The sequence below is a fragment of the Paenibacillus sp. FSL P4-0127 genome (genome assembly GCF_038007325.1).
Taxonomy (GTDB): Bacteria; Bacillota; Bacilli; order Paenibacillales; family Paenibacillaceae; genus Fontibacillus; species Fontibacillus macerans.
Genome location: NZ_JBBOWY010000002.1, coordinates 880,014 through 903,825, shown reverse-complemented (window position 1 = coordinate 903,825; position 23,812 = coordinate 880,014). Strand labels below are relative to the sequence as shown.

21 protein-coding genes and 1 riboswitch are annotated in these 23,812 nt (G+C 54.0%); of the genes, 2 read left to right on the top strand and 19 right to left on the bottom strand.

From position 1 onward, the window contains the following. Positions 1 to 102 precede the first annotated feature (102 nt). Positions 103 to 879 (bottom strand): ABC transporter permease, encoded by a 777-nt coding sequence (locus NYE74_RS30420; RefSeq protein WP_036625461.1) that lies wholly within the window; start codon positions 877 to 879, stop codon positions 103 to 105. A 216-nt stretch (positions 880 to 1,095) separates the two neighbouring features. Then, positions 1,096 to 1,176, top strand: a riboswitch (cyclic di-GMP riboswitch). 13 nt (positions 1,177 to 1,189) lie between these two features. Between NYE74_RS30420 and NYE74_RS30415 the strand changes: the two genes are divergently transcribed. Further along, positions 1,190 to 1,558, top strand: a complete 369-nt coding sequence (locus tag NYE74_RS30415; protein ID WP_316560595.1) for a hypothetical protein — start codon at positions 1,190 to 1,192, stop codon at positions 1,556 to 1,558. A gap of 7 nt (positions 1,559 to 1,565) precedes the next feature. Here NYE74_RS30415 and NYE74_RS30410 read toward each other — a convergent pair whose 3' ends face one another. Both NYE74_RS30410 and NYE74_RS30405 read right to left on the bottom strand, forming a co-directional pair. Beyond that, positions 1,566 to 2,633 (bottom strand): PAS domain-containing sensor histidine kinase, encoded by a 1,068-nt coding sequence (locus NYE74_RS30410; protein ID WP_170179977.1) that lies wholly within the window; start codon positions 2,631 to 2,633, stop codon positions 1,566 to 1,568. Positions 2,634 to 2,666: 33 nt separating this feature from the next. Continuing rightward, the gene (locus NYE74_RS30405) at positions 2,667 to 4,055 is read right to left on the bottom strand and encodes a sugar phosphate nucleotidyltransferase (protein ID WP_316560596.1); all 1,389 of its coding nucleotides are present in this window, start codon (positions 4,053 to 4,055) and stop codon (positions 2,667 to 2,669) included. A gap of 126 nt (positions 4,056 to 4,181) precedes the next feature. Here NYE74_RS30405 and NYE74_RS30400 point away from each other — a divergent pair, with 126 nt between their 5' ends. Next, positions 4,182 to 4,874 (top strand): response regulator transcription factor, encoded by a 693-nt coding sequence (locus NYE74_RS30400; protein ID WP_316560597.1) that lies wholly within the window; start codon positions 4,182 to 4,184, stop codon positions 4,872 to 4,874. Positions 4,875 to 4,878: 4 nt separating this feature from the next. Here the strand turns inward: NYE74_RS30400 and NYE74_RS30395 are convergent, their stop codons facing one another. From NYE74_RS30395 to NYE74_RS30320, 16 genes are all read right to left on the bottom strand, one after another. Then, positions 4,879 to 9,459, bottom strand: a complete 4,581-nt coding sequence (locus NYE74_RS30395; protein WP_341005476.1) for a hypothetical protein — start codon at positions 9,457 to 9,459, stop codon at positions 4,879 to 4,881. Positions 9,460 to 9,484: 25 nt separating this feature from the next. Next, on the bottom strand, positions 9,485 to 10,372 hold the full coding sequence (locus NYE74_RS30390; RefSeq protein WP_036625467.1) for a glycosyltransferase family A protein: 888 nt from the start codon (positions 10,370 to 10,372) through the stop codon (positions 9,485 to 9,487). Continuing rightward, on the bottom strand, positions 10,338 to 11,564 hold the full coding sequence (locus tag NYE74_RS30385) for a glycosyltransferase family 4 protein (RefSeq protein WP_036625469.1): 1,227 nt from the start codon (positions 11,562 to 11,564) through the stop codon (positions 10,338 to 10,340). The genes NYE74_RS30390 and NYE74_RS30385 overlap by 35 nt, the downstream gene beginning before the upstream one ends. Then, positions 11,545 to 12,789 carry a transporter gene (locus tag NYE74_RS30380; RefSeq protein WP_270619363.1) on the bottom strand — a complete coding sequence of 415 codons (1,245 nt, stop codon included), beginning with the start codon at positions 12,787 to 12,789 and terminating at the stop codon, positions 11,545 to 11,547. The genes NYE74_RS30385 and NYE74_RS30380 overlap by 20 nt, the downstream gene beginning before the upstream one ends. Positions 12,790 to 12,793: 4 nt before the next feature. Beyond that, on the bottom strand, positions 12,794 to 13,924 hold the full coding sequence (locus tag NYE74_RS30375) for a glycosyltransferase family 2 protein (RefSeq protein WP_270619364.1): 1,131 nt from the start codon (positions 13,922 to 13,924) through the stop codon (positions 12,794 to 12,796). A gap of 962 nt (positions 13,925 to 14,886) precedes the next feature. After that, a complete protein-coding gene (gene hxlB / locus NYE74_RS30370; protein WP_124331825.1) occupies positions 14,887 to 15,450 on the bottom strand; it encodes a 6-phospho-3-hexuloisomerase in 564 nt (187 codons plus the stop codon). Between the two features lie 94 nt (positions 15,451 to 15,544). After that, positions 15,545 to 16,180: a 3-hexulose-6-phosphate synthase gene (gene hxlA, locus NYE74_RS30365; protein ID WP_036625480.1), complete on the bottom strand. Its 636-nt coding sequence runs from the start codon at positions 16,178 to 16,180 to the stop codon at positions 15,545 to 15,547. A 284-nt stretch (positions 16,181 to 16,464) separates the two neighbouring features. Continuing rightward, complete coding sequence (locus NYE74_RS30360) at positions 16,465 to 17,463, bottom strand: dihydroxyacetone kinase subunit DhaK (protein WP_341005474.1); 999 nt, start codon at positions 17,461 to 17,463, stop codon at positions 16,465 to 16,467. 13 nt (positions 17,464 to 17,476) lie between these two features. Next, positions 17,477 to 18,124: a dihydroxyacetone kinase subunit DhaL gene (gene dhaL, locus NYE74_RS30355; protein ID WP_213510095.1), complete on the bottom strand. Its 648-nt coding sequence runs from the start codon at positions 18,122 to 18,124 to the stop codon at positions 17,477 to 17,479. A gap of 6 nt (positions 18,125 to 18,130) precedes the next feature. Beyond that, positions 18,131 to 19,321: a mannitol dehydrogenase gene (locus tag NYE74_RS30350; RefSeq protein ID WP_249732537.1), complete on the bottom strand. Its 1,191-nt coding sequence runs from the start codon at positions 19,319 to 19,321 to the stop codon at positions 18,131 to 18,133. Between the two features lie 30 nt (positions 19,322 to 19,351). Further along, on the bottom strand, positions 19,352 to 20,203 hold the full coding sequence (locus NYE74_RS30345) for a PTS system mannose/fructose/sorbose family transporter subunit IID (RefSeq protein WP_036625490.1): 852 nt from the start codon (positions 20,201 to 20,203) through the stop codon (positions 19,352 to 19,354). A 5-nt stretch (positions 20,204 to 20,208) separates the two neighbouring features. Then, positions 20,209 to 20,958 (bottom strand): PTS mannose/fructose/sorbose/N-acetylgalactosamine transporter subunit IIC, encoded by a 750-nt coding sequence (locus NYE74_RS30340; protein WP_196427494.1) that lies wholly within the window; start codon positions 20,956 to 20,958, stop codon positions 20,209 to 20,211. 3 nt (positions 20,959 to 20,961) lie between these two features. Beyond that, a complete protein-coding gene (locus tag NYE74_RS30335; RefSeq protein WP_036625492.1) occupies positions 20,962 to 21,456 on the bottom strand; it encodes a PTS sugar transporter subunit IIB in 495 nt (164 codons plus the stop codon). Then, complete coding sequence (locus NYE74_RS30330; RefSeq protein WP_036625494.1) at positions 21,450 to 21,869, bottom strand: PTS sugar transporter subunit IIA; 420 nt, start codon at positions 21,867 to 21,869, stop codon at positions 21,450 to 21,452. The genes NYE74_RS30335 and NYE74_RS30330 overlap by 7 nt, the downstream gene beginning before the upstream one ends. Before the next feature lie 32 nt (positions 21,870 to 21,901). Then, complete coding sequence (locus NYE74_RS30325) at positions 21,902 to 22,693, bottom strand: SDR family oxidoreductase (protein ID WP_036625495.1); 792 nt, start codon at positions 22,691 to 22,693, stop codon at positions 21,902 to 21,904. Positions 22,694 to 22,919: 226 nt separating this feature from the next. After that, positions 22,920 to 23,672 (bottom strand): GntR family transcriptional regulator, encoded by a 753-nt coding sequence (locus tag NYE74_RS30320; protein WP_036625497.1) that lies wholly within the window; start codon positions 23,670 to 23,672, stop codon positions 22,920 to 22,922. Positions 23,673 to 23,812 lie beyond the last annotated feature (140 nt).

The window sequence follows — 23,812 nt, the reverse complement described above, 5'->3', positions numbered from 1 at the left end:
CGCTCATAGGCTTCTGCCCGCTCTTAGACTTCCGCCCGTTCTTTGGCTTCCGCCCTCTCCCAGGCTTTTGCCCGTTCTCAGCGCCAGGCCCCTTCCTCTCGTTCATCCGCCCTGCACCTCCACTTTCCGCCGCAGCAGCCGGGTTGCCAGCAAGCAGCAAGCAGTCATCAGGACGCACCAAAGCAGCGTTCCCCATAAGGCGGAGCCGCTTCCGTTTCCAAGATAAATCGTTGTGGGAACATAGAGCAGGTAAGGGTAAGGCGATAGCCAGGCGAGGTTTTCCAGCGGTCCGGGCAGCCATTCCAACGGGATGAAAAATCCGGCAAGCAAATTGATCAGCGCGCTATTGGCCCAATAGAGCCAGGACGATTCCATCGTCCACAAGGCGCTTACGCCGATCAAATAATTGATGCAGATCGACAGATAGGAGGCCCCGAGCAACCCTAACACGGTGTACAACACGGCGGTCCATTGATTTGGAATTTGCAATGAAAAAATGAAGAAATACAGGAGATAAATCGGGATGGATTTGAAAATGAACTGGTAGGCGATCTGTCCCCATTCCCTGGCCATCGTATGGCTGAACAGATGGACGGGACGCATCAGATCAAGCGCGATTTGCCCGGTCCTGACGGATTGGGGGATGCCGAGCCCGTTCGTGATGAAGCTGGTGATCCAGAGACACGCCTGGGTGAAGGCGATATAATTCACCATTCCCTGCGTTCCGTACTCTCCCAGCGGGTGGTCCTTCCCCAACCCGATCCAGATGCACGCATACATAAATCCGAACATCGCGCTCGCGAGGTTGTGCACCATATGGGCTCCGCGGTACTGCAAATTGCGGGCATAGGCTTTGGAAGCCAGCGTGAAATAAAGCATCCGGTTAAACACCTCCGATAAGCTTATTTAGAGGGGGGGTCCCCCTCATAGACGGGCAGACCCGTCCACTTCAGTCAAGGCGATTTTGCAAGAAGGGTACTATCATACCTTAATATTCCAAGAGTGGCAAGAGAAATTTTGCGCACCCGGATTACCAGGAAATGGATTGCATGTTTTATGGAATCGTGATACGATGTTTTTTGTGAAAAAAGCGGCTACGATAAACGGCAAACCTGTCGAAAGGCAGCGACGCAAAGCTAAAGGGCCTTCCCGCAAGGATGGCAGCCAGCTACCGAACAGAAGGCTTTTTTTGTTTTTTTATATGTATATTAATTTAAGTAGGCTCAACCTAGAAAACAGGTATTCGACAGTCGGCTGCTGGAGCGCACCAAACGCCGGTCTTCAAAATAGCGGTAATTTATGTGCTTATTATCCGGAGCCGGGCATGTTCATCCCCATTAGCGGCATCTTTGTTCCTTATTCGCTTGTGAAGGGCCCAGAACGCGGGCGTTTCCTTGCGACTGAAGACAATAGCGGCATAAATCGTCTCTATTTCTCTCAAATTGACGGATATCGCCGGAATAGCGGCATTTTTTGCCCTTATGTTTTGCGCTTTTCGCAGGAGTCTCTCATGATCGTTTGGTCAAGCGCCGTTTTGGGTTTTTGTGCTATAAAATAGGAAACGCTTAATCCAAATGAACGGGTTTTGGCATACGCAAGCGGAATGTACTTCCTTGCCCTACTTCCGAGGTTAACGTAATCGTCCCCCCGTGGTCTGTTGCAATTTTTTTGACGATATAAAGGCCCACGCCGCTGCCCTTAATTTGACGGGAACCCGAATGACCGGCTCGATAAAATTTATCGAACAGCCGCGCATGCATCTCCGCGGGAATTCCTATTCCGTAATCCGTAACCTCGATGATATAATAGTCTGCTTCTTCCGCGATTCGGATGAGTACTAATGGTTTGCCGGGAGAATATTTAATCGCATTGCTGATTAAATTGTCAAAAACTTGAGACATTCTAAACCGGTCCGCGTAGATGAAAGCGTCTTCAACCTCGGAATCCACCTCGATAAGATGCGATGATTTCAAATTCCACCGTTCGGTCACTTCGTGAATGAGTTCAATCAGCGGTACATAAGTTTTATGATAGTTATACCCTCCCGATTCCAGCCGCTCACTGTCCAAAACATCCTCAAGCAGATGGGACAACCGGTTTCCTTCCGCAAAAATGATTTCCATGTAACGCCGCCTGTTCTCCGCGGAAATATCGTACTGCATCAACATTTCCACATAGCCCAGCAGCGTCGTCAGAGGTGTCCTTAATTCGTGGGAGACCACGCTGATCATTTCGCGTCTCTGCGGATCGGCCGCCTCTTCTTCGCCGCATTCCCGAAATACCAATAAATACCCGTAACACGCCGTTTGCGCGGTATCCAATACCGGGCTTACATAAAACGAGAACAAACGCCTAGGTCCTTGGGCATATGGGAACTTCCCCTGATTTCCGTTCACCTCTCCTTTTCGAAACGCTTGTATGGTCTTGGTCAGCTTATGGTCCTCCTGCTGAATGTTCGCATCCATAGCTTTGGTAAAAGCCGTAATATCCTGCCCCGTCATCTCTTCCAAGCCGAACAAATCTTTGAGCCTGCGGTTCATAAACACGATCGTCCCCCTAGTGTCGCATTTAAGGATACCTTCCTGAAATGATTCCAAGTAGTACGTATCGATGTCCTGTTGTTCCTCAGCCATGTTTTCTCTCATTCGCCAACCGCTTGTCCGGTTTTACCGCCTGGCCGGCACCTCATGGTTTTGCTCTTCCCCCTTTCCCTCCTTCGCCATCCAAGGATCGGCATAACGGATCATGTCGCTGTCTTCGATTTTTCGGCCGATTTGCAGTTCGATCAACTCCAGATCGCTGTACGCCAACAGCGCATGTTTCATGCCGGGCTCAACGACAACAACGCTTCCCGCCTCTACGGGAAACGTTTGGCCGTCAATGCACGCTTCGCCCGCGCCGGCAATCACGATCCAGATTTCTTTGCGCCGCCCATGTTCATGATAACCGATAAAACGGCCTGCGGAAATCACGGCCCGGTTGGTCAACGATTCCGTTTCGCCCGCGCGTCTTGCGGTCAACACCGTCTTCCGGCCCCACCCGGTTTCTTTAAAACGGGGGGTGATTTCGACTTGAGCCACCATATCTTTAATGCCGGCCGACGCTTCCCGGTCGGTGACCAGAATACCGTCCGGTCCCGCGGCCACGACAATGTTGGGCACTCTCCATACGCCCACGGGGATATCCAGCTCATTGACAATCCGGGAGCCGGATGAATCCGGACAGACATAACCGCTCCCGCTGACCTGCTGCTCCATTTCTTCCGAAAGCGAATTCCATGTGCCGATATCCTTCCAGCGGCCTTGATAAGGAACGGCTACAATGCGCTTCGTTCGTTCCACCACCTCGATGTCGAAGCTTTGGCGCGGAAGCAGCTTATACATGCCGAGCAGCTCATCGTAATCCGCCGGCAGGCCCCTTTGCTTAAGCGCATCAAGCAGAAATCCAAGCCGAAACACGAACACTCCGCAGTTCCATAAGGCGCCCTCGTCAATCAACGTTTGGGCCCTAGCCGCGGAAGGCTTCTCCACAAACGCTCGCACCCGCAAGCTTCCGTCCGCTTCGGCCGGCTGCTGCGTCACAATATAACCGAATTTATCCGCAGGCGCGTCTGGGGTCACGCCCAAAAGCGCCAGATCGGCGCCAGCGTCCGCCAACACGCCGGGCAGTTTGCCCAAGGCTTGAAAAAAGGAATCCTCCGCATAGCCATCGACCGGCATAACCCCCACGATTTCGTCAGGACCGCAGCCTTCCTTGCTGTGCAAGTAGGCGGAGGCCAGACTGATGGCCGGAAAGGTATCCCTGCGCTCCGGTTCCTCGAGAATCGGCGCCAGATCGCCGACCTGCCCTTGAATCAGCTCCCTTTGTCCGAGGCCGGCCGAGAACAACAACGCCTCCCCTAGCCCCGCGCCGGAAAGCTGGCGGCAAACCCGCTGCAGCATGCTTTCCGCTTTCCCCTCATGCCGCAGCACGGGCAAAAACTGCTTCGGGCGGTTCGTGTTCGACAAAGGCCATAGCCGTTTCCCCGCACCGCCTGACAATAAAATTAGACGCATTTTTTCTCCCACCTTTAAATTGATGATTGTCACATTATTTCAAATATTAATCATTTTTGTAATTTTGTATATTGCAAATATTAATTTTTCCTTTATTATTTCATAGAATAGGAGGGTGACTTATGAATGAGTACCAAAGTACTACTTGTTGATGATGAGAAAAATCTAACCGACATGATCGCTCTCTTCCTTGAAGAGAACGGGTACCAGGTGAATAGCCTCTATCATTCCCGGGAAGCGATGCAAATGCTGAAGCAAGATGAGCCCGATGTGATCATCATCGACTTGATGCTGCCCGGGATGGACGGCAACGAGCTGGTCCGGGCGCTTCACGCCCATACTTCCGCACCGGTTCTGATGATTTCGGCCAACACCCTGCTTGATGAACGGATTCGCGCGCTCGAAAACGGGGCGGACGACTTTCTGTGCAAGCCGTTCAGCCTAAAGGAGCTGGACGCCAGAATCAAAGCGCTGCTCAGAAGATCGCAGGCCGCCCGCGAATCGCCAGGCGCCTCGCCCGTTACGGCCAAAAAGGGCGAAATCGCCGTAAACGAGTACAGACGCTGCTTATTTGTAAACGGCGAAGAGATCGAAGTGACGAATATTGAATTTGAAATTATGAAGCAGTTGGCCAGCTCCCCCGGCAAGGTCTTCACCCGCAACGAACTGCTCGACCGGATTAAGGGCAGCGATCGCGCCTACTTGGACCGCACCATCGATGTGCATATTTCCAGCTTGCGCAAAAAAATCGAACCCGACCCGAAAAATCCCCGTCACATTCTGACTGTATGGGGAGCCGGGTACAAGTACGCCTTATAAGGTTTTACGAAAAAAACCGCCTTTGGCCTTGTTGATAATTCTCATGGAAGAACAGCCGGCCCAACGCAAAAATACATACCGCACCAACCGACAGGCTTAGCACCAGCAAAACGATTCCAATCTGATAGAAGCGGCGGAGAATCACGACGATCCTGCCGCTTCCGCTCCCGCTCGTGATGAACCCGGTCGTTACCCCGTTAACGGCGATGCGCGCCCGTTGCTTCTCTCCGTTTAGTTCAAGCTCCCACAGCGGATGGGGCGATTCGCTCTCATTGATCAGCACCTGCTCATGCCGCGGATTGTGGAGCGTAAACCTGCGGCTCATCGCATCTATGCGCTGAACCGTCACCTCGGGCGGATGCGGCGGAGAGATGAAAAAGGGGCTGCTGCCGTCCCCTTCAAAAAGGATAAATTGATCGAGCAAAATCATGTCTTTGTACGGAATGACCGAATAATTTTTCATCCGGAAAAACCCTTTTTCCCGGCGATCCCCCTTCGCCAGCACTTGAATCCGCATCCCCGCCGCCCCTTCGGGCGCAGTAAAGATCTGCTCATAATGATTCCACTTGTTTTTGTAGCTCTCTTCGATCTCATCGACGTAGGAAGTTGCAATCACTTCATCTTGATCGTTAAAAAACACCACTTTCAAATGCCGGCCGGGAGCATTCTCCGATACAGCGTCAAAGCTTACCAGGTACTCCCCATTCGCTTCTGCGGGCATCAAGCCGGATTCATAGGTATACCAGGCGCAGGAAGCGCTGGGAGAATAGCGGATTTCCAGCTGGTCCGCCGCTGTTTTCAGCTCCGAGCGGCCCAGCGGAAGACGGACGCACGCTTCTTCCGCATGCACCGGTGCATCCGACGGCGCATTGGTCGGCACATTGGACGGAGCATTGGACGGAGCATTGGACGACGCATTGGACGGAGCGTTGGACGACGCATTGGAAGGCGTATCCACCACAGCGGGCGCCGCTTGGCCGGATGCTTGCTCCGGCGCCTGAAAATCCGCCGGCGAGCTCAGCGACGGAACCGAACTGTCGAAAACGATCGACAGCGTGTAAGTTCCTTTAGCCAAATGCAAATTCCGGATTTCATGGCGCCGGTAATCCGCCAAAACTGCGGGCAGACAAAGCAGCTTTTTGGGGAATGTCTCCCGCAAACGGTCGGTTTCGATCACCGTATCCTCTGTCCGAAGTATACTTGCCCCCGCCGCTTGTACGGTGCGTTTAATCACTTCCCCGGACGCCTGATTGGTCAAGGTTACCGTCAGCTTGCCGCGGTGACCGGACGGCAAATTGGCCAGCAGTGCCGCCGAATAATCGCCGTCCCGCAAAATTTCCACGGTTCTGCGCAGCTCCCCGTCCTGGTAGCTGACCCCGCGGCCCATGCTCAATTTCGGGTAAGCACGATCGCTTTGCACGTTCCCCAATCCCATAAAATCGTGCTCCGCCTCCAGCACCAAAAACAGCTTGGCCCGCTCGATCGCCCGCTTCACGGGAAGCGCCAGTTCCTCCCGCTTCTCGTCAGGAACGATTGCCAGCGTATTGACGGCATTAAATCCCTGAACATTGGTTACCGAAACATTCACCTCCCCCTGCGGCAGCAGATGCTGTCCCAAGTCCACCCATTGAAACTGATTGATGCTGTCGTCTTTGGTCGGCACATCGACCGTCCCGTCCGGCAACGTAACACGGATGCTCCCCCCCGCTTTGTTGATCAGCACCCGCGCGTAGATCCGCGCTAGCTGCTGCTTGTCCATCGTTTTATGCATGACAAAAGTGTTCGGTTTCTTATACGCCCCGAGATCGGCCAGATCAATCGCATGAATCCGCCAATAGGTATTTTGCTCTGGCCGCTGCCGGGTCAGCAGGTCGATCCGCATCCGCGTGGTGCCGGGCGGCGTGATAAACTCCCCGTAAAAGCGGGCCCCGTCAAAGTCGCTTTCCGTCGTAGGGGCGACGACATAATGGATGCCGAGCTCATTTTTATTTTCATCATAAAAACGGACCTTGAAATGCAATTGGTTTGTCCCCTTGCCGGAAGCCGTAATGGAAAATTGATAAGGGTTGTTTTCCTTCGCCTCCAGCAAACCCGATTTGGCCACCTGCCAGATGTTCTTCGGTTCTCCCTTCATAATCTCTCCGTACAGTTTGGGCAACCGCTCCGCCGAACTTGAGGAGGCCGCCTCGATTTTGAACAGGTCCGGGTTATCGGCGGTAAAAAATCGGTTCTCGCTCAGCATGCCGTCAAGATCAAGCACCGTTTTCCCTTTGACCCGGTCCATCATATAAGGTGCGACATCCAGCTTGCTGGTGGCAAAGGTAACGGCGGTCCCGGCGTTCAGGTCCATGTCAAAGGGATAATTGCCGATATTTTGCGAGGCCAAATACCACAGCCAATCATTGTTGGAAACCAGCGTTTTCGACCATTTCAGATAAGCGTTCCCGTCCTCGATGGCATCGAACGGGCGCAGGTAATACTCGGCGGGAAGCTGGGACAACAGCAGATCGTCAAACGAAGCCGCCTCCAAATAATCCCCTTGGTTCACGGCCGGCAAGATCGGCAGCGAGGGGTTTAAGCCGGTAAACAGCACCGCAAAATTGGAGAAGTCAAAACCGGGTTGATGGCTGTAGCTTTCCATGCGGCTGAAGCCGTAAGGCGTCACCACCTTGCGCGGGACGACATACATGTAGGGCAGCGCGTGTTCCAGCCGATACAATGAGAAGTACCGGTTATTGTACGTATTGTCCAAGCCTTCCTGCATCTTCAGCAGCTCTTGGTTAAACGCCTGTCGTTCTTCCTGCCCGGCGTATTCCTGATGGTAGACAAGCTGGTCGATCCCAAAAGGCGCAAACAGCTTGCCCAGCTTGCCGCTAAGCCCGTTATCCAGCAAATATTGAAGAAAATTAAAATAGTACGTAATGCTCGGCGCGTTCCCCTCATGGTGAAACAACGTGTTCTTGGGCGAAGAATACACCTGAAAGTCGCCGGTCGCTTTTTCCATAAACGTATTTCCTTGATTCCACACCGGTGTGGCCACACCGTTATAGCTCTGAATCATATTGTCGGCGATAGGGAAATAAAGCGCCTTGCTCCCGAGCTGCTTGGCATCGGTCTGCTTGGCATCGGTCTGCTTGGGATTGGTCTGCTTGGGATCGGTCAGCTTGGCGGCCAGTTCGCCATACTCCGCGGGAATTTGCACCGGCATGTAGTAGCCCTTAATAAACTCTTCGCGCAGCGGATTGACATAAATCCATAAACAGCCCAGCACGGCCAGCACCGCCGCCGCTTTCACAACACGGGAGCAGCCCGGCGGCTTCAGCCACGCCAACGCCCGGATGACGCCAAAGGACAAAAGCACGCTGAAATTGACGGCAAGAAGTCCGACGATTTTGTTCGGGTCGCGGAACATCGTGCCGATGATCGGCGTCTTGGTCACCAGCAGGACAAACGCCTTGGCCAACAGCGGGATTTTAACCCCTGTCGCCACGAGCGCAAACACAAACGTCAGCAACGTAAACATCAAAATGATGGAAAACCGGCGCGACGCTGTCAGCATGCTTAATGCGATCAGCGCCAAGAGCACGCCGCCGCCAACGTAGAAGGAGCGCGGCAAGCGCTCCAGCGGAAACATCGGCCACCAGTAGCTGATGAAGTACAGCACATTGACCAGGCTGCTGTTCCTGCTGAAGAGGGACAAGGTGTCGACCACGTTGATGTTGTTCTGGGACACCTGGGCATCCATCAAGATGCTGCCGAAATACAGGGACAGCCAATAGAAGCTGAGCAGACCGAAGAAGAGGCCGAAGATCACTCCTTTGAGCAGAAAGTTCCGGTACAGCGCCTTAAGTACGGACCAGCCGCCGCTGCGGTAAACCCAGCCCTGCTTGATCGCCAGTAACACCGCAAACATCCCCAAATAGATCAGGCCGTAAAAAAAGTAGTGGATCGCCGCCGCGCTAACGGTAAAAACAACGGCAAGCAGAAACAAGTCAACCACGTTGCGGCGGTACAGCCTGCGAACATCGTAATTTTCGATCCGCCGGCGCTGAAATTTCGGATCAAACGCGCTGAAGAACAGCATCAGCACAAGCGGGAACAAGCTGTACCCGCACAATAAATAAATGTGCTGAATGCGAAACACAACCCATGGGTTAAGCGCGTAAAACAACGCCCCCGGAAGCAGAGCCATCATGCGGATGAGCGTAAAGTCGCCGGAATCGGAATAATACACTACGGCCAGCCGTTTCGTAAACAGATACATCGACAGCGCCGACACCAGCAGCAGACAGGTGACAAACGACTTGAGCAGGACGGCGCCGCTTCCTCCAAAAACAAGAGACAATCCATAAAACGGTAAAATATACAGCAGCCTCGGCGCGTTGAGCAGGGTCGACGTAGACCAGCGCTCATTCCAGACGCCGACAATTTCCTCCATGTAGCGGTCCGAACGGCCGCCAAAAGCCAAATCGCTGAACACGATTTGCCCCCGGCCGTAAATGGGCGCCAGAAACAATAAAACAATCAATAGAATCGCTCCGGCGGCGATCAAATCGTAGCGATATATGTAAATCCACCGCTTCACTAGCGTCCTCCTCTACCCGCGGCGGCTATTTGCCCCCCAACAACCGTGATTTCAACAAAGCTGCGATGCCGATAAAACTTAGGCATACATACATATACAGCATGGCGGCGGTCAATACCGGATGCTTGGCATATTTCCGCAGGTTGGCCGGGCGGTACAGCACCGGACGGAAGAAATACCAGCGCTCCAGCGCTTTGCGGAAGCCTCCCCGCTCCGAAGTCAACGTACGGTCCATCACCGAAAAATAGTAAGCTTTTTTGCTGAGCAATTCGCGCAGCAGCACTTTTTTCTCATCGTGATAGATTTTGCCGAAGGTCGCGCGCCGGACAATCCCGCCCTGTTCGAGATAGCGGAGGGTGGGCTGAATCTCTTCAAACGAAATCTGCTGCGACTTGAAGCCCCCGGTACCGACATAAGCTTCCATTCTCCAGAAGCGCGCCGCCTCGATCGACCTTTTCCCCAACTCCTCCCCGGCGTTGTTGAGGACATTCCGTTCAAATACTTTGACTTTGGAAAAAAAATTGCCGGCATGCGTAAACGCCTGTTCAGGCACCACAAGCGCGCCCACCTCCGGATGAGCCTCGAAGTAATCGATCCCGCCGCGCAGCAAATGATCGTCCAAAATCATGTCGGAATCGATCACAAGCAAATAATCGGCGCCCGCCTGGCGCGCCGCTTCTACCGCCTTGACCCGGGCCACGCCGCGTTCGCCGTGCGGCAGTTCCAGCAGCGTAACGGGATAGGGAGCGGCGGACGCCTTGCTGCGGATGACCGCAACCGTATCGTCCGTGGAGCCGTCATCGGCGATAAAAATCTCCAGGCCGGGGTAGTTTTGGCGCATACAGCTGTCCAGACACGCCTCCACACTGGAGGCGTTATTATACGTCGTAAACACGATCCCCGCTTTCTTCATGATGCTGTTCTCCTTTCGTCAAGCTGTCCATCCAGCGGCCGAACACGGCTCCGGTATTGTCGAAATGAAATTGGCGCGAAAATTGATGCGCCCGCCGCCGGATCGCTTCATACTCGCCGGGGTTTTCGACGACCCTTTGCATTTGCGCCGCCAAACCGTGCACGTCTCCATGGATCGTCAAATAGCCGCATTTACCGAAATCGGTCGCGTCAATCAGTCCCGCCGTGTTGCTGACGATGCTTGGCGTACCGACCGCCGCGGCTTCCGTCACGGTCAGCCCCCAGCCCTCCCGCCGCGAAGGAAAAACAAGCGCATGGCAGCGGCTCATCAGCTCCAGCTTCTTCTCCTGCGTGACAAAGCCGTGAAAGAAAATGTCCGCCTCCAGCGCGGTTTCCTTACGGTCGTCCGGCTCCGCGCTCCGTAAGCCGTACCGTTCCAGCAGCGGCCGCAGCTGCTTTTGCACATAGGCCTTGTCGGTTTTTCCGGCGATCCACAGCACCGCGTCGGGGTACTTTTGCTTGAACTCTCCGAAGGCCTGAATCGCCAGATCGATGCCTTTATATTTGACGAACCTCCCTACGTACAGAAATGTAGGCCGCCGCTGCTTGGGCAGAAAGCGCTGCTCGGGCCAATGCTCGAATTCGATCCCTTCGGGAACGATCTGGATCCGGCCGGCCTGAAAACCCAGCTTCACCAAATCGCTGCGGGTCGAGGGGGAAACCGTCAGCGCCCGGTCCTTCCTGGCCAAGCGAAGCAGCAGCGGTTCCAGCACATAACCGACGGCGCCCGGCAGCGGGCCCAGGTTATGAAACCAGATTTCCCTCGTCAATTGGTGGATAAAAAAGATACGCTTGGACGGCGGCACCCACAACCGGGTGAAAAACTGGTGGGTATTGCATTGGTTGACCACATAATCGATGGCTTTGCGGTGACGCCAATAGTACAGCATGGCATGCACGATCACACTAAACGTGTTGCCGGCTCTCAGGTAAGTTACTCCATCCGCTTCCTCCCGCGTTTTGGCGCCGGGAAAACGCGGCGAAAAGTGAATAAACCGCAAGCGCGGATTCGCCGAGCGCTTTAGCATTTCATGCGTGAATATCTCCGCCCCGCCGCTTTTCGGAGAGAAAATATCCCGCCACGACAGCAGCAAAATGACCGTTTCCCCGGGATTACTGCGGATATTTCTCATACATAGCCCTCCCTTTGATCCGTCTAAAGCCCAGCGCGGCATCGGCGGCAAAACCGGCCGCAATCCCTCCATATACGGCAAGCTGCGCCAGCTGCAACTCTTCCGGCGTGCGGTGCCGGAGGCCGAAACTTAGCAACAGCGCCGCCGCCCCGGCCGCCAGCCACAGCATAAAACGTCTGCGTCCGGTCAGCACATGCAGATGCGCGAAAAACAGCACGGCCGCAAGCAGCCAGTACACCGCGCCTCCAAGCGGAAGATACCGCTCCGCCGCCTGATAGCCGGGACCGAACAGCAGCGGGAGTGACAACGGAAACAGCCAGGCGGAACCGGCATAAACAAACCCCGCGCAGCCCAGCATAAATCCCCCGAACAGTAAAACCTGCTTCCTCAGCGCGGCCCTGTCCCCCGCCTTCGCCCCAAGTTTGGGCACAAATGCCGTGATCACGCTAAACGCCACAAAATAAACGAGCTGGCTGTACTTGAGCGCGATTGCATATACGCCGGCATCTGCCGGCAAATAACGCTGCACGGCGAGCATATCAATCGACGTGAAAAACAATATGAACAGATTCATGAGCAGCGTGTCCATCCAATCCCGGCCCAGACTCTTCAGCGGTTTGCCGCGAAGCGAACCGTCCGCGGGGGATGCGGGTCCGGCGCTTTTTCGTTCCGCAAGCCAACCGTGCGCAAGCGCTAAAATCATGCCCGCGGCCAGCGCCAGCATCAAGCTCCAAACTTCCAGCCCCAACGGAACGCAAACGAAGATGACGGCCAGCTTGCCGCCAACCTCGAGGTAAAAATTGACGTTCAGCGCCAGCATCCGCTCGCGCCCTTGCATGCTCCCTCTGAACAGGCTGACCAGAATATGCATGGACACCACTGCGTACAACAGGATCAGCGCTCCGCCGTCCACGTTGAGCAAGCGGACAAGCAGCGGATGGGCGCCGCCCAGCGCGGCAAAAACAGCGGCAGCGGCCAACGCCGGAACAAGCGCTCCCCCCGGGAACCCGCCGCCGGCTTTGTTTTGCGAAACAAGCTTGGCCGCTAGCAGCTGGACGGATAAGCCGAGTACGGACAGCAGCGCGAACAAAGCCAGCAGCGCGTTGGCCTGCCCGTACTGATCCTCGGTCAAATACCAGCTTGCGGCCATATGGAAGAAGAAATTGAAGGCATTCAGCAGCACATTAAACAACGGAAAAACGAGCGCACGCCATCTCCGCAGCATAGGGCTACCTAATCCGCCGATCAAGGCGCCAAATATCCACCAGCGAACGCATAAACCGGACGGAATCCCGCCACACCTCGATGTGCGAGCCGTCGCGGTCAATACATTCGACGGGCAGCTGCAGCACCCGCAGCTTCAGCTTCTTGGCGATGAACATCATTTCCAGATCAACGGCCAAGCCCAGCTCTTCTTTTAAATGGGGAAATATCCGCCGCACGGCGACAGCGCTCATCACCTTCAGACCGGTCTGCGAGTCGATGACTCCCGCCGGCAAAAAGGGCTTGGACACGATCCGTTTGCACTTGCTGATCCAAAACCTTAACCATGGCCGGTTCTCCGCAGAGTCGTCCTTCGTGCCGATGATGATGTCATAGTAGCCCATTTTGACGATATTGATCATCCGGGCAATGTCCTCGATAAAAAAGGAATCGTCGGCGTCCACAAACACAAAATAATCGGCTTCGATGGTGCGCATCCCTTCAAGATAGGTGCCGGCTTTGCGGGTATTCCTCCCCAGTTTTCTGGCGCTTACCAGCGGAATGACGTTATCGTTATCGTTGATCCGGCCTGCCGCCAGATTCGTCTCCCGCTCGATCCCTTCAAGCAGTTCCAGCGTCCGGTCCTCGCTGCCGTCGTCGATCAAATAAATGGAGCCCTCGATGAGATGGGCCTGAATATAGGCCTGCAGGCGTTCGCAAAAGCGGCGCACATGCCTGAAACGCTGTTCTTCATTGTAAACGGAGAGGATAAAAGCGGTATGCGGGCCTTCCGAGAGAAATTCCGGATGCAGCTGCCGCTGAATTTCCAGCAGCAGTTTGCTACGGTAATTCTCTTTCCAGTGGATCAGACTGATTCTTCCCACCCCGCGAATACGGATGAGATCATTATCGCTTAACGCGGCTCCCATATCTGTGATGAGAAGCAAAGCAACCTCCGGCAGCGATGCGCGGATGGTGTTGGAGGCGGCAATAGCCCGCTCGGGATCCGCATAATCGACAATGCAGCAAAGCACGGGCTGAAGCAGAATATCCGCGCGCGGTTCCGCAAAATATTTAACCGCATAGAACCGGTTAATTTCCGTATAGGAAATGTTTCTCTCGCGGTCCGTGAATATTACGACATCTCTATCTCTCACAATGAAAACCTCCATTACCTTTCGTTTCCATTGTGCGAAATGAATTTTAAGAAGATTTGCGTCAAAATATAAAGGAATTATGAAGTTTATTTGCGCTTTTTTAACAATTTATGAGCTTATTTGATAAAATAACTTGCGAACCCTGGCGGAAAATTGTTGAACTATCGGCGCCGTAAACGAGAACTGCCCCATCCTGGAGCCACCAGGCCGATGTTCGTATCTTGCGATGAAGAGTCATGGGGGCGATTTGGGGCAAAAGCCCCGCTTTTTTACAGGATGAAATAAATCGGTCGTAAACCTTGGGAGAATTACTTGACGCGCCGCGAGGCATCCACGAGCTGGAGCGTATCACTTAACGCAGCCCGGAGCGGTAATCAAGAAAGATTACTTGAGTTTAGGAGGGGAACAGGTAGTTTGATTGGAAAAAATCCAATAGATTACGCCCAAATCTCCCGTTTTCCGCCCTGCCGAGCCTATCTATTGGAAATATCCAATCAAACGGCTGTATTTTCCATTCAATTTCCATGATATTGGATATATCCAATGGCAATGTCATCTGTAAGAAGGACCGCTGGAACGAATTCCTCCGGCGGTCCCTTTGATGGGCAAAACAAATCTCTACTGGAAATAGAGACAATTTGTGTACTTATTTTGAGATCCCCCCCTCCTGGGGTAAAATAGCGGAAATTTTCGTCGTTATTTGGGGATTAAGCTGGGAAAAAGCGTCTGTTTGACGCCATCTATCTAAAATAGCGATCAAAAATTCCTTTATTTCTGCTGTATACCCTTTTTGGGAGAAAATAGGTCCATTTTTCACCGTTATTTCCAGTAACTTTAGAAAAACGCAGGCCGTGGGTTCCCCTCCGCACCCGCAAAAAGCCCTTAAATCTCCCCGAGGGTGATTTAAGGGCTTTTATTGCGTAATATTCAACTGTCCAAGGACCCGCCGCCCGAGACCTGCTTTACTCGAGATTGGCGTGGCGTGCGAACATGTCTTCGTCGGTTTGTCCAGTCTCCTGCTTCAAGTCGATGATGATGCTGTCATAGATTAGCCAGCTTAGCTGCTCGAAGGAGGAGCCTTTGGTCTGGATCGACGCCGCTTTGCCTGCTTCCTGGTTCACCTTGGAGGTAACGCCGGGAATTTTGATGCAGGCCGAAGCCAGAGAACCGATCGTATTCGCCGGAAAAATCGTCAAGGTAGCCAGTGTTGCCCCCTGATCGAGTGCCTTTTGCGCCATTGCCTTCAGGCTGGCCGTTTCGCCGGAGCCGGAGCCGATGATCAGCAGATCGCCCGGCTGAATCGACGGTGTCGTCGGTTCCCCGATAAAATAAGCGCTAAACCCCAAATGCATCAGGCGGTTGGCGAATCCCCTGGCGGCGAAGCCGGAACGGCCCGCCCCCGCCACGAACACGCGCTTGGCCTTGGCAATCAGGTCCTTAACCGCTTCGACCTCCCCACCGTCAACCTGCTTTGCGTCCTCCGCAAGCTCTTCCAATATCGCCAGCAAATTACCGCATGGTTTCATTACCGCATCTCTCCCTACGTTTTCACTGTATTCCCCATCTTCATCAAACTTACTTACTTACTTACAATTCAACTCACTATCCTCACAAGCATTTTCACACTCTTCGCGCCATTGCTTCTTTAATCAGCCGCGCTTCCTTGACCGGGTCGGCCGCATGGGTGATCCCCGTTCCCACGATGATGATGTCGGGTTCGAGCGCGACATATTTGTCGATTGTGCTGCTGTTGATGCCGCCAGCGACGGCGATTTTGGCCGATTTGGCATGGGCCTTCATCACCTTCAGATCATCGATCGGCCGTCTGCCGGCCGCCTGTTGATCAGCCCCCGTATGGACAGCCAGCACATGAACGCCTAAGCCTTCGAGCTCGTTGATTTTGTCCGGCAGATTGTCCACGCAAATCATGTCGACCACCAGTTGCTTGCCGAACTCGTCCGCCGCCCTCAGACAGGCTTGGATCGTCAGCGCATCGGTAACCCCAAGCGCCGTTACATATTCGGCCCCGGCATCGAAAGCCAGTTTCGATTCAAAAAAGCCGCCATCCATAATTTTTTCGTCGGATAAAATTTCTTTGTCCGGAAAACGCTCCTTAAACGTTCTGACCGCGTTCATGCCTTCGGCGATGACGAACGGGGTACCGATTTCGATAATATCTACGTAGTCCTTTACCCTTTCGGCAAATTCCAGCGCTTCCTCCAGTTTCAATTCATCCAATGCCAGCTGCAGTTTCATTTTCCTGTCTCCTCTCCAATTTTTAGAGGTTGTTCAAAAAGTCATCTTTCCATGACGAAGCAGCTCATGAAGTGGATTCGACGTCGAATCTTGAATTCAGCCGGGCCAAGCATATGCTTCCGAAACCGTTTTCTCCGAAAACGTTCAGCTCCGCTACTCAGTCCCTAGCTTCATCCAACCTAAAGCGTTTTGAAAAAACGCACTTCGGAAGCATACGCTTCGGTCCTGAAAACCCGACTTTTTGAACTACACTATTTGAATTACACTATTTTAAACTCGCACTATTAGTATTTGACGGCAGGGCATTGACCCGGATAATCCAGGAGCACCTTCAATTCCTCGTCCAGGCGCACAATCGTGAGCGACGCGCCGTTCATATCCAGGGACGTGACGTAATTGCCGATAAATGTGCGGTCGATCCGGTGCCCTTGTCCCGTCAGGAGCTCTGCCACTTTGTCGTAAAGCACATACAGTTCCATCAGCGGGGTCGCGCCCAAACCGGACAGTAGGACGGCCAGGTTCTCCGACCCCTCGAAAGCAAAGTCCCGCAGGATGGCGCCGGTCATTTCTGCGGCGATTTCGTTCGCCGTCCCCAGCGGCTGCACCCGGATCCCCGGCTCGCCGTGATGGCCGATCCCGAACTCCATTTTGCCTTCCTCAATGGTGAAATTGGGAGAGCCGGCCGCCGGAATCGTGCAGGAGCCAAGTCCGACGCAGATGCTGCGCGTGTTGTCGGCGGCTTTTTGCGCAGCGGCTACAACTTCATCCAACGAGCCGCCCATCGCCGCCCGCGCGCCCCCGGCCTTCCACATGAACAGGCCGCCGGCAAAGCCATGCCGCTTCTCCCGGGTTTCCGGCGGTGATGAAGCTATATCGTCCGTGGCGGTCACATACTTCACGGTAATCCCTTCGTCTTCCGCAAGCTGCACCGCCATTTTGACGTTCATGTTGTCGCCCGCGTAATTGCCGAACAGGCAGGCCACCCCTTGGCCGGAATCGGCTTCGACGATGGCGTCAAAGAACGATTGGGCCGGCGGAGAAGCGAAAACTTCGCCAATCGCGGCCGCATCGGCCAGCCCTTCGCCGACATAACCGAGAAAGGCCGGCTCATGGCCGCTGCCGCCACCGGTGACAATGCCCACCTTGCCCTCCACCGGGGCTTGAATCCTCTTCACCACACGGTCATTGCGGTCCGAAAGTATGACCGTATCTCCATGGGCTTTGACATATCCTTTCAGCATATCGTCCACGATCAGATCGGGATGGTTTACAAAACGCTGCATTCTTACGCCCTCCTTAACCTGTTTTGGCCAGCCGGAGAGAAGCTTCGGCCAAGGCCCCCAGAATGATATAGCAGGAAGTTGCGCCCGCGTCCTGATGCCCGATCGCGCGGTCTCCCAGGCGGCTGCCGCGGCCAAGTTTGGCCGCCATCCCTTTCGTCGCTTCAAGTCCGTTCCGGGCGGCTTCCAGCATCCGGCCCAGGCAGGCCTCCAGATCGCCGCCGCCGGCCGCGGCTTCCTCATAAGCCCGTACTGCCGGGTCCAGCACATCGATCAGCGTTTTGTCCCCGGCCGCGGCGTCCGTCAACACGGCGATCCGGTCGTAAGCTTTCCGCAGCATGTTCCCCATGACCGCCGCGCCGATGACCGGCTCGTTTTTGGACGCCATGGCCAGGCCGCGGAAGAAGCCACCGTATAAAGGGCCCATCGAGCCGCCGATTTTGCCTACCAACACGGTGCTGATCGCAAGGAAACCCGCGCTCATATCGGCGTCAGGCTGCTTGCTAAGCTCTTCGCCGGCGATGGTAAAGCCTTTGCTCATGTTGATGCCGTGGTCGCCGTCTCCCACCGCGGCATCGACCCGGCTCAAATAATCCCGGTTGGCGCAGACCGCCTCAATGACCGCGGATACAACAGCGAAACCCGCCCGGTTCGTAAATTCCATACTCGATCATCCCTTCTCTTCCCAGCGCTGCCGCTTGATCCGGGACAGCTCTTCGTAATGGTGCAAAATGGCCTGATGCAACCGGGTCGTCTCCGCAATTCCGGTATAGCGCGTAATCGCCGCGCCGATGCCGTGCTTCTCGATAAACAGCCGCAATTCCTCGCTTTGGGCGTCCTCCGGGTTCCTGAACAGAAAAGCGGCGGCGATGCCCTGCAGCAAGCGGTCGTTCTTCAGCCCGTAAGCCTCGCAGCCGAGGCAGGGCCCGACCAGCCGATCATCCGGCTGCAGCTTGCGGATCGGCGAGCGGCAGACCCGACCGATCGTATCGACGATGCCCGGCGTCCGGAAACGAGCGACGGCAAAATCGACATATTCGGCCAGCTCCCGGATCGCGAACCCGTATTTGCGCTCCAGCAGCCCCGCCGACTCCATCATCGCCTCCAGGATCTGCCGCAGCAGGGCGTCATTTTGGAACACGTCCTGAATGATCTCGTAGCCGTAAATATGGCCGATGTAGCCGGCCCAGGCATGCCCGCAATTAATGATATACAGTTTCCGCTCCAGAAATTTCAGCAGATTGTCCGTATACACGGCATTTTGGATCGGGATGCTGCCGGGTTCGGCCAGCTTGTTCTGCTCGATGACCAGCTCGAAGTCTTGGCCGATGTTAATGACCTTTCTGCCTTCCCGCTCATCCTCAAGCACGAGCCGGTCAACGGCCGTATTCGGAAAAGCGGCGGTTTCCGCCAATTCTTCCGCTGACAGCCCGCCTTCGATGGAGAGCAGGCTGCTGCGCAAAATATCGGAGTTGAACATCGCGTTTTCGCAGGCGAGTATATTCACCTTGCTTTTGCCCGCCTCCCGCCGGGCCCGCAGCCCCTTCAGGAGAACGGGCGCTATCCGCGGCAGGTTGTCGGCCCATACCGAGGTCGTAATGATATCCGCATCCGCCAACGCCGCCACGGCCTCTTGCTCCTGGGTGACCGAAGAGACGGCGCACACGTGGTCAATCGTCTTCCTTGCATAGTTCTGTTCAATCACATACAAATCGTAAGCTTTGTCCCGGTTGATCTGCGCGATGATCGCGGGATCGACATCGACAAACGTGATTTCGTATCCCGACGCATGCAGCAAATCGCCGATAAAACCTCTGCCAATGCTCCCGGCTCCAAAGTGTACCGCTTTCAAAACAAGCACCTCTTTTGTTTGGCCATGAATTTTATAATCTTAAAAAATACCCGTGATGGCGCCGATAATACTAATCGCAATAATGACAAGCATGATGACCGTAAAATTTTGATTTTTCTTGTTCAACCACCAGTACAACCCCAGCACGGCCAAAAGCGGCAGCAGACCGGGCACGATCCCGTCGAGAATCTTCTGCAGCACGAACGGCTCGTTGCCGCTGCCGAAATTGAACTGCAGCGGGGTGCTGAGCTTAACGTAGGTGGACGAGAGCGCCCCCATCATGAACAGCCCGAGCGTGCTCGCGCCCGCGATCAGCTCCTTGATCCGCCCGGAGTGCAAGAGTTCCCGGATCGAAGCCTTGCCGGCCCGGTACCCGTATACGGACAATCTCAGGCCAACCAGGATTTGAATCAGCGGCAGCAGCAGCAGGACAAACGGGCCGATGATGCTCCCGGTCGCGGACAGCGTCGCCGCAAGCGCGAAAATAATCGGCTTCAGCGTGGCCCAATCGATGGAGTCGCCGATCCCCGCAAGCGGTCCCATCAGTCCTGTCTTCATACCGGTGATCGATTTGTCGGTGATCGGTTCCCCTTTGGCCTTCTGCTCTTCCATCGCGATCACGATGCCGTTGACCGGCGAGCCGAATACCGCTTCCGTATTATAGAAGACGAGATGCCGCTTCAACGCTTCCTTCAGATCCTCAGGATCCGAGTACAGCTTCTTTAGAATCGGGATCATGGCCGTCGTAAATCCCAGCGCCTGCAACCGTTCGTAAGAAATGCCCATCTCCGCCACCATGTAATAGGTCAGCCAGTTTCGGCGCACATCTTTTTCGGTGATCAATTTGCCGGTTTCCTGGCCGGTTTCCGCTACATTTTGCGTTTCCGTCATTTTCCTCACGCCTCCATGTTCTTCTTATTGTTGTAATAAGTGATCAAGAGCACCGCGCACAGGCCGAAGATCGCCGCCCCAATAATCGGGATCCCGCTGAACTGAATCAGGAAATAGCCGATGATAAACCAGGGAAACAGCTCTTTTTTGCCGATCACGAACATCGTTAAAGCGAATCCGAGAGCGGGCAGCAGACCGCCGGCCACGCTAAAGCCGTGAACCAGCCACTGCGGAACGCTGTTCATGAAGGAATTAACGGCATCAGCGCCGTACAGGATCGCGAAAAAAGGAATCGGAAAACGGAAGAAAAAGCTCAAAGCGGTAGGATAAACAACGGAAGCCAGCATGATTTTTCGGGTGTTGCCTTCTTCGGCATAGCGGTCGGCCATATGGACGAACATGACATTGATCGTTTTGCGCAGCTGATCGACGAACACGCCCATGACACCGACCGGAACGGCAATGGCAATCGCCAGCGCCGGGGTAAGATGCGACTGAATCGCGATCGGTATGGCAATGAGTCCCGCCAGGCAATCGTCGGCCGGAAGATTGGAGCCCGCCGCCACCAGACCGATATACAAAATTTGCACGGCTGCTCCGATAATCATCGCTTGTTGTACATCGCCCATCATCAGACCGATGGGAAGCGCGGCGAACAGTGGCTGGCGAATCGCGTGGGTAATCGCGTAACCGACATCGGTTTTACAGATCCAATACCATATTCCCGCAAAAATACTTACTGCCAACATTGCCATCGTCTATACCCCCAATTTTTTCAGCGCTTTATCCAGCGGAAGTTTGGTTTCCTCCGGGGTGACCTGGAATGAAACCTCCGTGCCCCGGTCCTTCAAATAAAGCAAATTGTCCGCGTCTTCCCGGTCGATGGAAATGCCTTTGACCACGGAGGTTTTGCTGCCGGCCGCGCCGAGCCCTCCGATCTGCACCTCTTTGAAAGAGATCCCCTGCTCCGCAGTCCGGCGCACATCTTCGATATTTTTAAACAGCACGAGAATGCTGCCTTTATCATATTGGCCGGTCTTCGCCTGCTCAGTGAAAGCAGCGATGGAGAGCACTTCCACCTTGATGCCGGGCGGAGCCGCCATGACATAAATGTCGGCCATAAATTCGTCTTCGGACAACTCGTCGTTGACGACGATGATCGTTTTGGCCGTAATCGTGTTGCTCCATTTGGTCACAACTTGGCCATGAATCAGTCTGAAATCAACGCGCACCAGTTTGATTCCGTTTAACATGCCGGTCCATTCCTTTCTTTAATGATTTTGGTGATATTGCGGATGCCCTCGGCTCCGAACGCGATAATTTTGTCCTCGACTCCTTCCCATTCTCCCAAGGACCTGCGCGTTTCCGCCTCGATCAGCATCGGCAGATTGACTCCGCAAATTACGGAGTATCCATCCTTCTTGGCAAAATAAGCGCCGATATTCGACGGAGTTCCCCCGTACAGGTCGGTAAGAAAAATGGAATTCGGCGGTGCCACGGCCAGCGCGTTCCGGATCGTTTCAATCAGCGTTTTGGATTCCATGCCTTCCATTAAGGAGTAGCAGTACACATCCTCCATTTTTCCGATGATCATTTCCGCGCTTCGTTTCAGTTCTTCGCCGAAGGTCCCATGGGTGATGATGATAATCCACGGCTTGGTATTCACGGTTAGCCCCCTCCAAGTTCCTTGATGTTTCATTAACCCCGCGATTTACCGCCGGTAATATTCACGATGGTGCCTGAAATGTAGGAGGAGCGGCCGGACAACAGGTACGTTACCAGATCGGCGATTTCCTCCAGCCTCCCCGGTCTGCCCAAAGGGATGATTTTCATATAATCGGTGGATACGCTGCCGGCTTCCATTCCACGGGTATAGGCCAGCGCTTTGACATGTTCGGGATTGCCCATCGGTGTAGGTTCGTTGATCCCGGGAGCGATACCGACCACCCGGATGTTGAAGCGGCCAAGCTCTTTTGCCCACGATAAGGTAAAAGAATTCAGCGCACCCTTAGTGGCGGAATAGATGCTTTGCCCTGTCGAGCCTTCCATGCCGGCTTCAGAACTGATATTGACCACCACGCCGTAATTTTGCTTGATCATCACTCTTGCGGCCGCCTGAGTGCAAAAGAACGCCCCTTTCACGTTGACGTTAAACATAAACTCAAAATCTTGCTCGTTGAATTCATGATTCTCGTCATCGTGGTAATAATCCACCAGCAATTTGGGCCGATTGACTCCGGCGTTGTTAACCAGGCCGTCAATCCGCGAATATTTGGCCACAACTTTGCCGATCATCTCTTCCACCTGGCGTTTATTGGTGATATCGCACTGTATAAAATCCGCGTTTCCTTGAGCGCTCCCTGAAACATCCGCGATAACGACCTGCGCACCATGTTCGTCAAGGCTTTGCACGATTTTTGCGCCGATGCCCGAACTTCCCCCCGTGACCACGATGACCTTTCCCTGCAGATTCAACCAATCGTCCTTCATAGCTGCTCCCGCCTTTCTTTTTCTACTTCCCCTCAAGACATCATGACGTCATTATGTCTTATCGTTATAATGACACTATCTCTCCTTTTTGTCAAGCGCTTTCATTGGAAAAACGGTACAAAAAAATAAACCGGCCGCATCCGTTCATTCCCGCGGTTGGCGGAAATATTCAAAGCGGCAGGTTTATCCTGTCCATCATACTTATTGGATAAGTGTGGGAAAATGTCTAATCCTTGTATCTCAGCAGCACCCGGAACCGGTTGAGATCGCCTCTGTCCCTGGACACGGAATATTCGAACGGTCTGTCTTTGTCATCATAAGTGACCGTCTCCACCAACTGGATTGCAAAGTTCGGCTCCACCTTCAAAATCGCGGCGTCCTCGGGGCTGGCGTTGATCGCGCGGAACGTCTTGTTCGCGTAATTGATTTTGAGGCCGTAATGCTCTCTTAACGTGGCAAACAAAGAAACCTCCGAGAAGTTAAACCGTTCCAAATCGGGCGCTACATCCACCGGCACATACGTCGTTACCAGTACGGATGGCTCATTTTCAATAAACCGGAGCCTTTCCAGCTTATAGTACGAGCTATGCCCCTCGCCGAAAACGCTCTTTATCGTCTCGTTGGCTTTGACCCGCTGCATGCTTAGCAGCTCGGTTCTGGCCGCCAAACCTTGCAGGCCGGCGATTTCGTTAAAGCTTCGCAATTCGGCCAAATCCCATTGATTCAGGTTCGGCTTGGCCACAAAAGTGCCTACTCCCCTCCGCTTCTCCAAGTAACCTTCGTTGACGAGCAGATCGATCGCCTGTCGGACCGTCGTTCTGCTGACGCCGTACATCGTCATCAACTGGGTTTCGGAAGGCAAACTTTCGTTCACTTTGTATTCTTCATTGTTGATTTTTTTAATCATGTCCTCTTTAAGTTGAAAATATAAAGGAATTGGACTGTTTTTTTCCAGTTCAAAAGACGCTGAATTACCCATTTTTTCCTCCTATATAATTAATGATGTCACGTTGTCCGTACCTCTATTATACAGCAGTTGTGATTTGATGTACAAACGGTTTATTTCCGATGATTTCCATAGGGGCTCTGGTAACCGTGAACCCTCCGCCCGCGCTGAAA

Coding starts and splice junctions, on each gene's coding strand:
- NYE74_RS30420 (WP_036625461.1), bottom strand. CDS start 879: ATGCTTTATTTCACGCTGGCTTCCAAAGCCTATGCCCGCAATTTGCAG.
- NYE74_RS30410 (WP_170179977.1), bottom strand. CDS start 2,633: ATGGCTGAGGAACAACAGGACATCGATACGTACTACTTGGAATCATTT.
- NYE74_RS30405 (WP_316560596.1), bottom strand. CDS start 4,055: ATGCGTCTAATTTTATTGTCAGGCGGTGCGGGGAAACGGCTATGGCCT.
- NYE74_RS30400 (WP_316560597.1), top strand. CDS start 4,182: ATGAGTACCAAAGTACTACTTGTTGATGATGAGAAAAATCTAACCGAC.
- NYE74_RS30390 (WP_036625467.1), bottom strand. CDS start 10,372: ATGAAGAAAGCGGGGATCGTGTTTACGACGTATAATAACGCCTCCAGT.
- NYE74_RS30385 (WP_036625469.1), bottom strand. CDS start 11,564: ATGAGAAATATCCGCAGTAATCCCGGGGAAACGGTCATTTTGCTGCTG.
- NYE74_RS30380 (WP_270619363.1), bottom strand. CDS start 12,789: ATGCTGCGGAGATGGCGTGCGCTCGTTTTTCCGTTGTTTAATGTGCTG.
- hxlB (WP_124331825.1), bottom strand. CDS start 15,450: ATGAAACCATGCGGTAATTTGCTGGCGATATTGGAAGAGCTTGCGGAG.
- hxlA (WP_036625480.1), bottom strand. CDS start 16,180: ATGAAACTGCAGCTGGCATTGGATGAATTGAAACTGGAGGAAGCGCTG.
- NYE74_RS30360 (WP_341005474.1), bottom strand. CDS start 17,463: ATGCAGCGTTTTGTAAACCATCCCGATCTGATCGTGGACGATATGCTG.
- dhaL (WP_213510095.1), bottom strand. CDS start 18,124: ATGGAATTTACGAACCGGGCGGGTTTCGCTGTTGTATCCGCGGTCATT.
- NYE74_RS30345 (WP_036625490.1), bottom strand. CDS start 20,203: ATGACGGAAACGCAAAATGTAGCGGAAACCGGCCAGGAAACCGGCAAA.
- NYE74_RS30340 (WP_196427494.1), bottom strand. CDS start 20,958: ATGGCAATGTTGGCAGTAAGTATTTTTGCGGGAATATGGTATTGGATC.
- NYE74_RS30335 (WP_036625492.1), bottom strand. CDS start 21,456: ATGTTAAACGGAATCAAACTGGTGCGCGTTGATTTCAGACTGATTCAT.
- NYE74_RS30325 (WP_036625495.1), bottom strand. CDS start 22,693: ATGAAGGACGATTGGTTGAATCTGCAGGGAAAGGTCATCGTGGTCACG.
- NYE74_RS30320 (WP_036625497.1), bottom strand. CDS start 23,672: ATGGGTAATTCAGCGTCTTTTGAACTGGAAAAAAACAGTCCAATTCCT.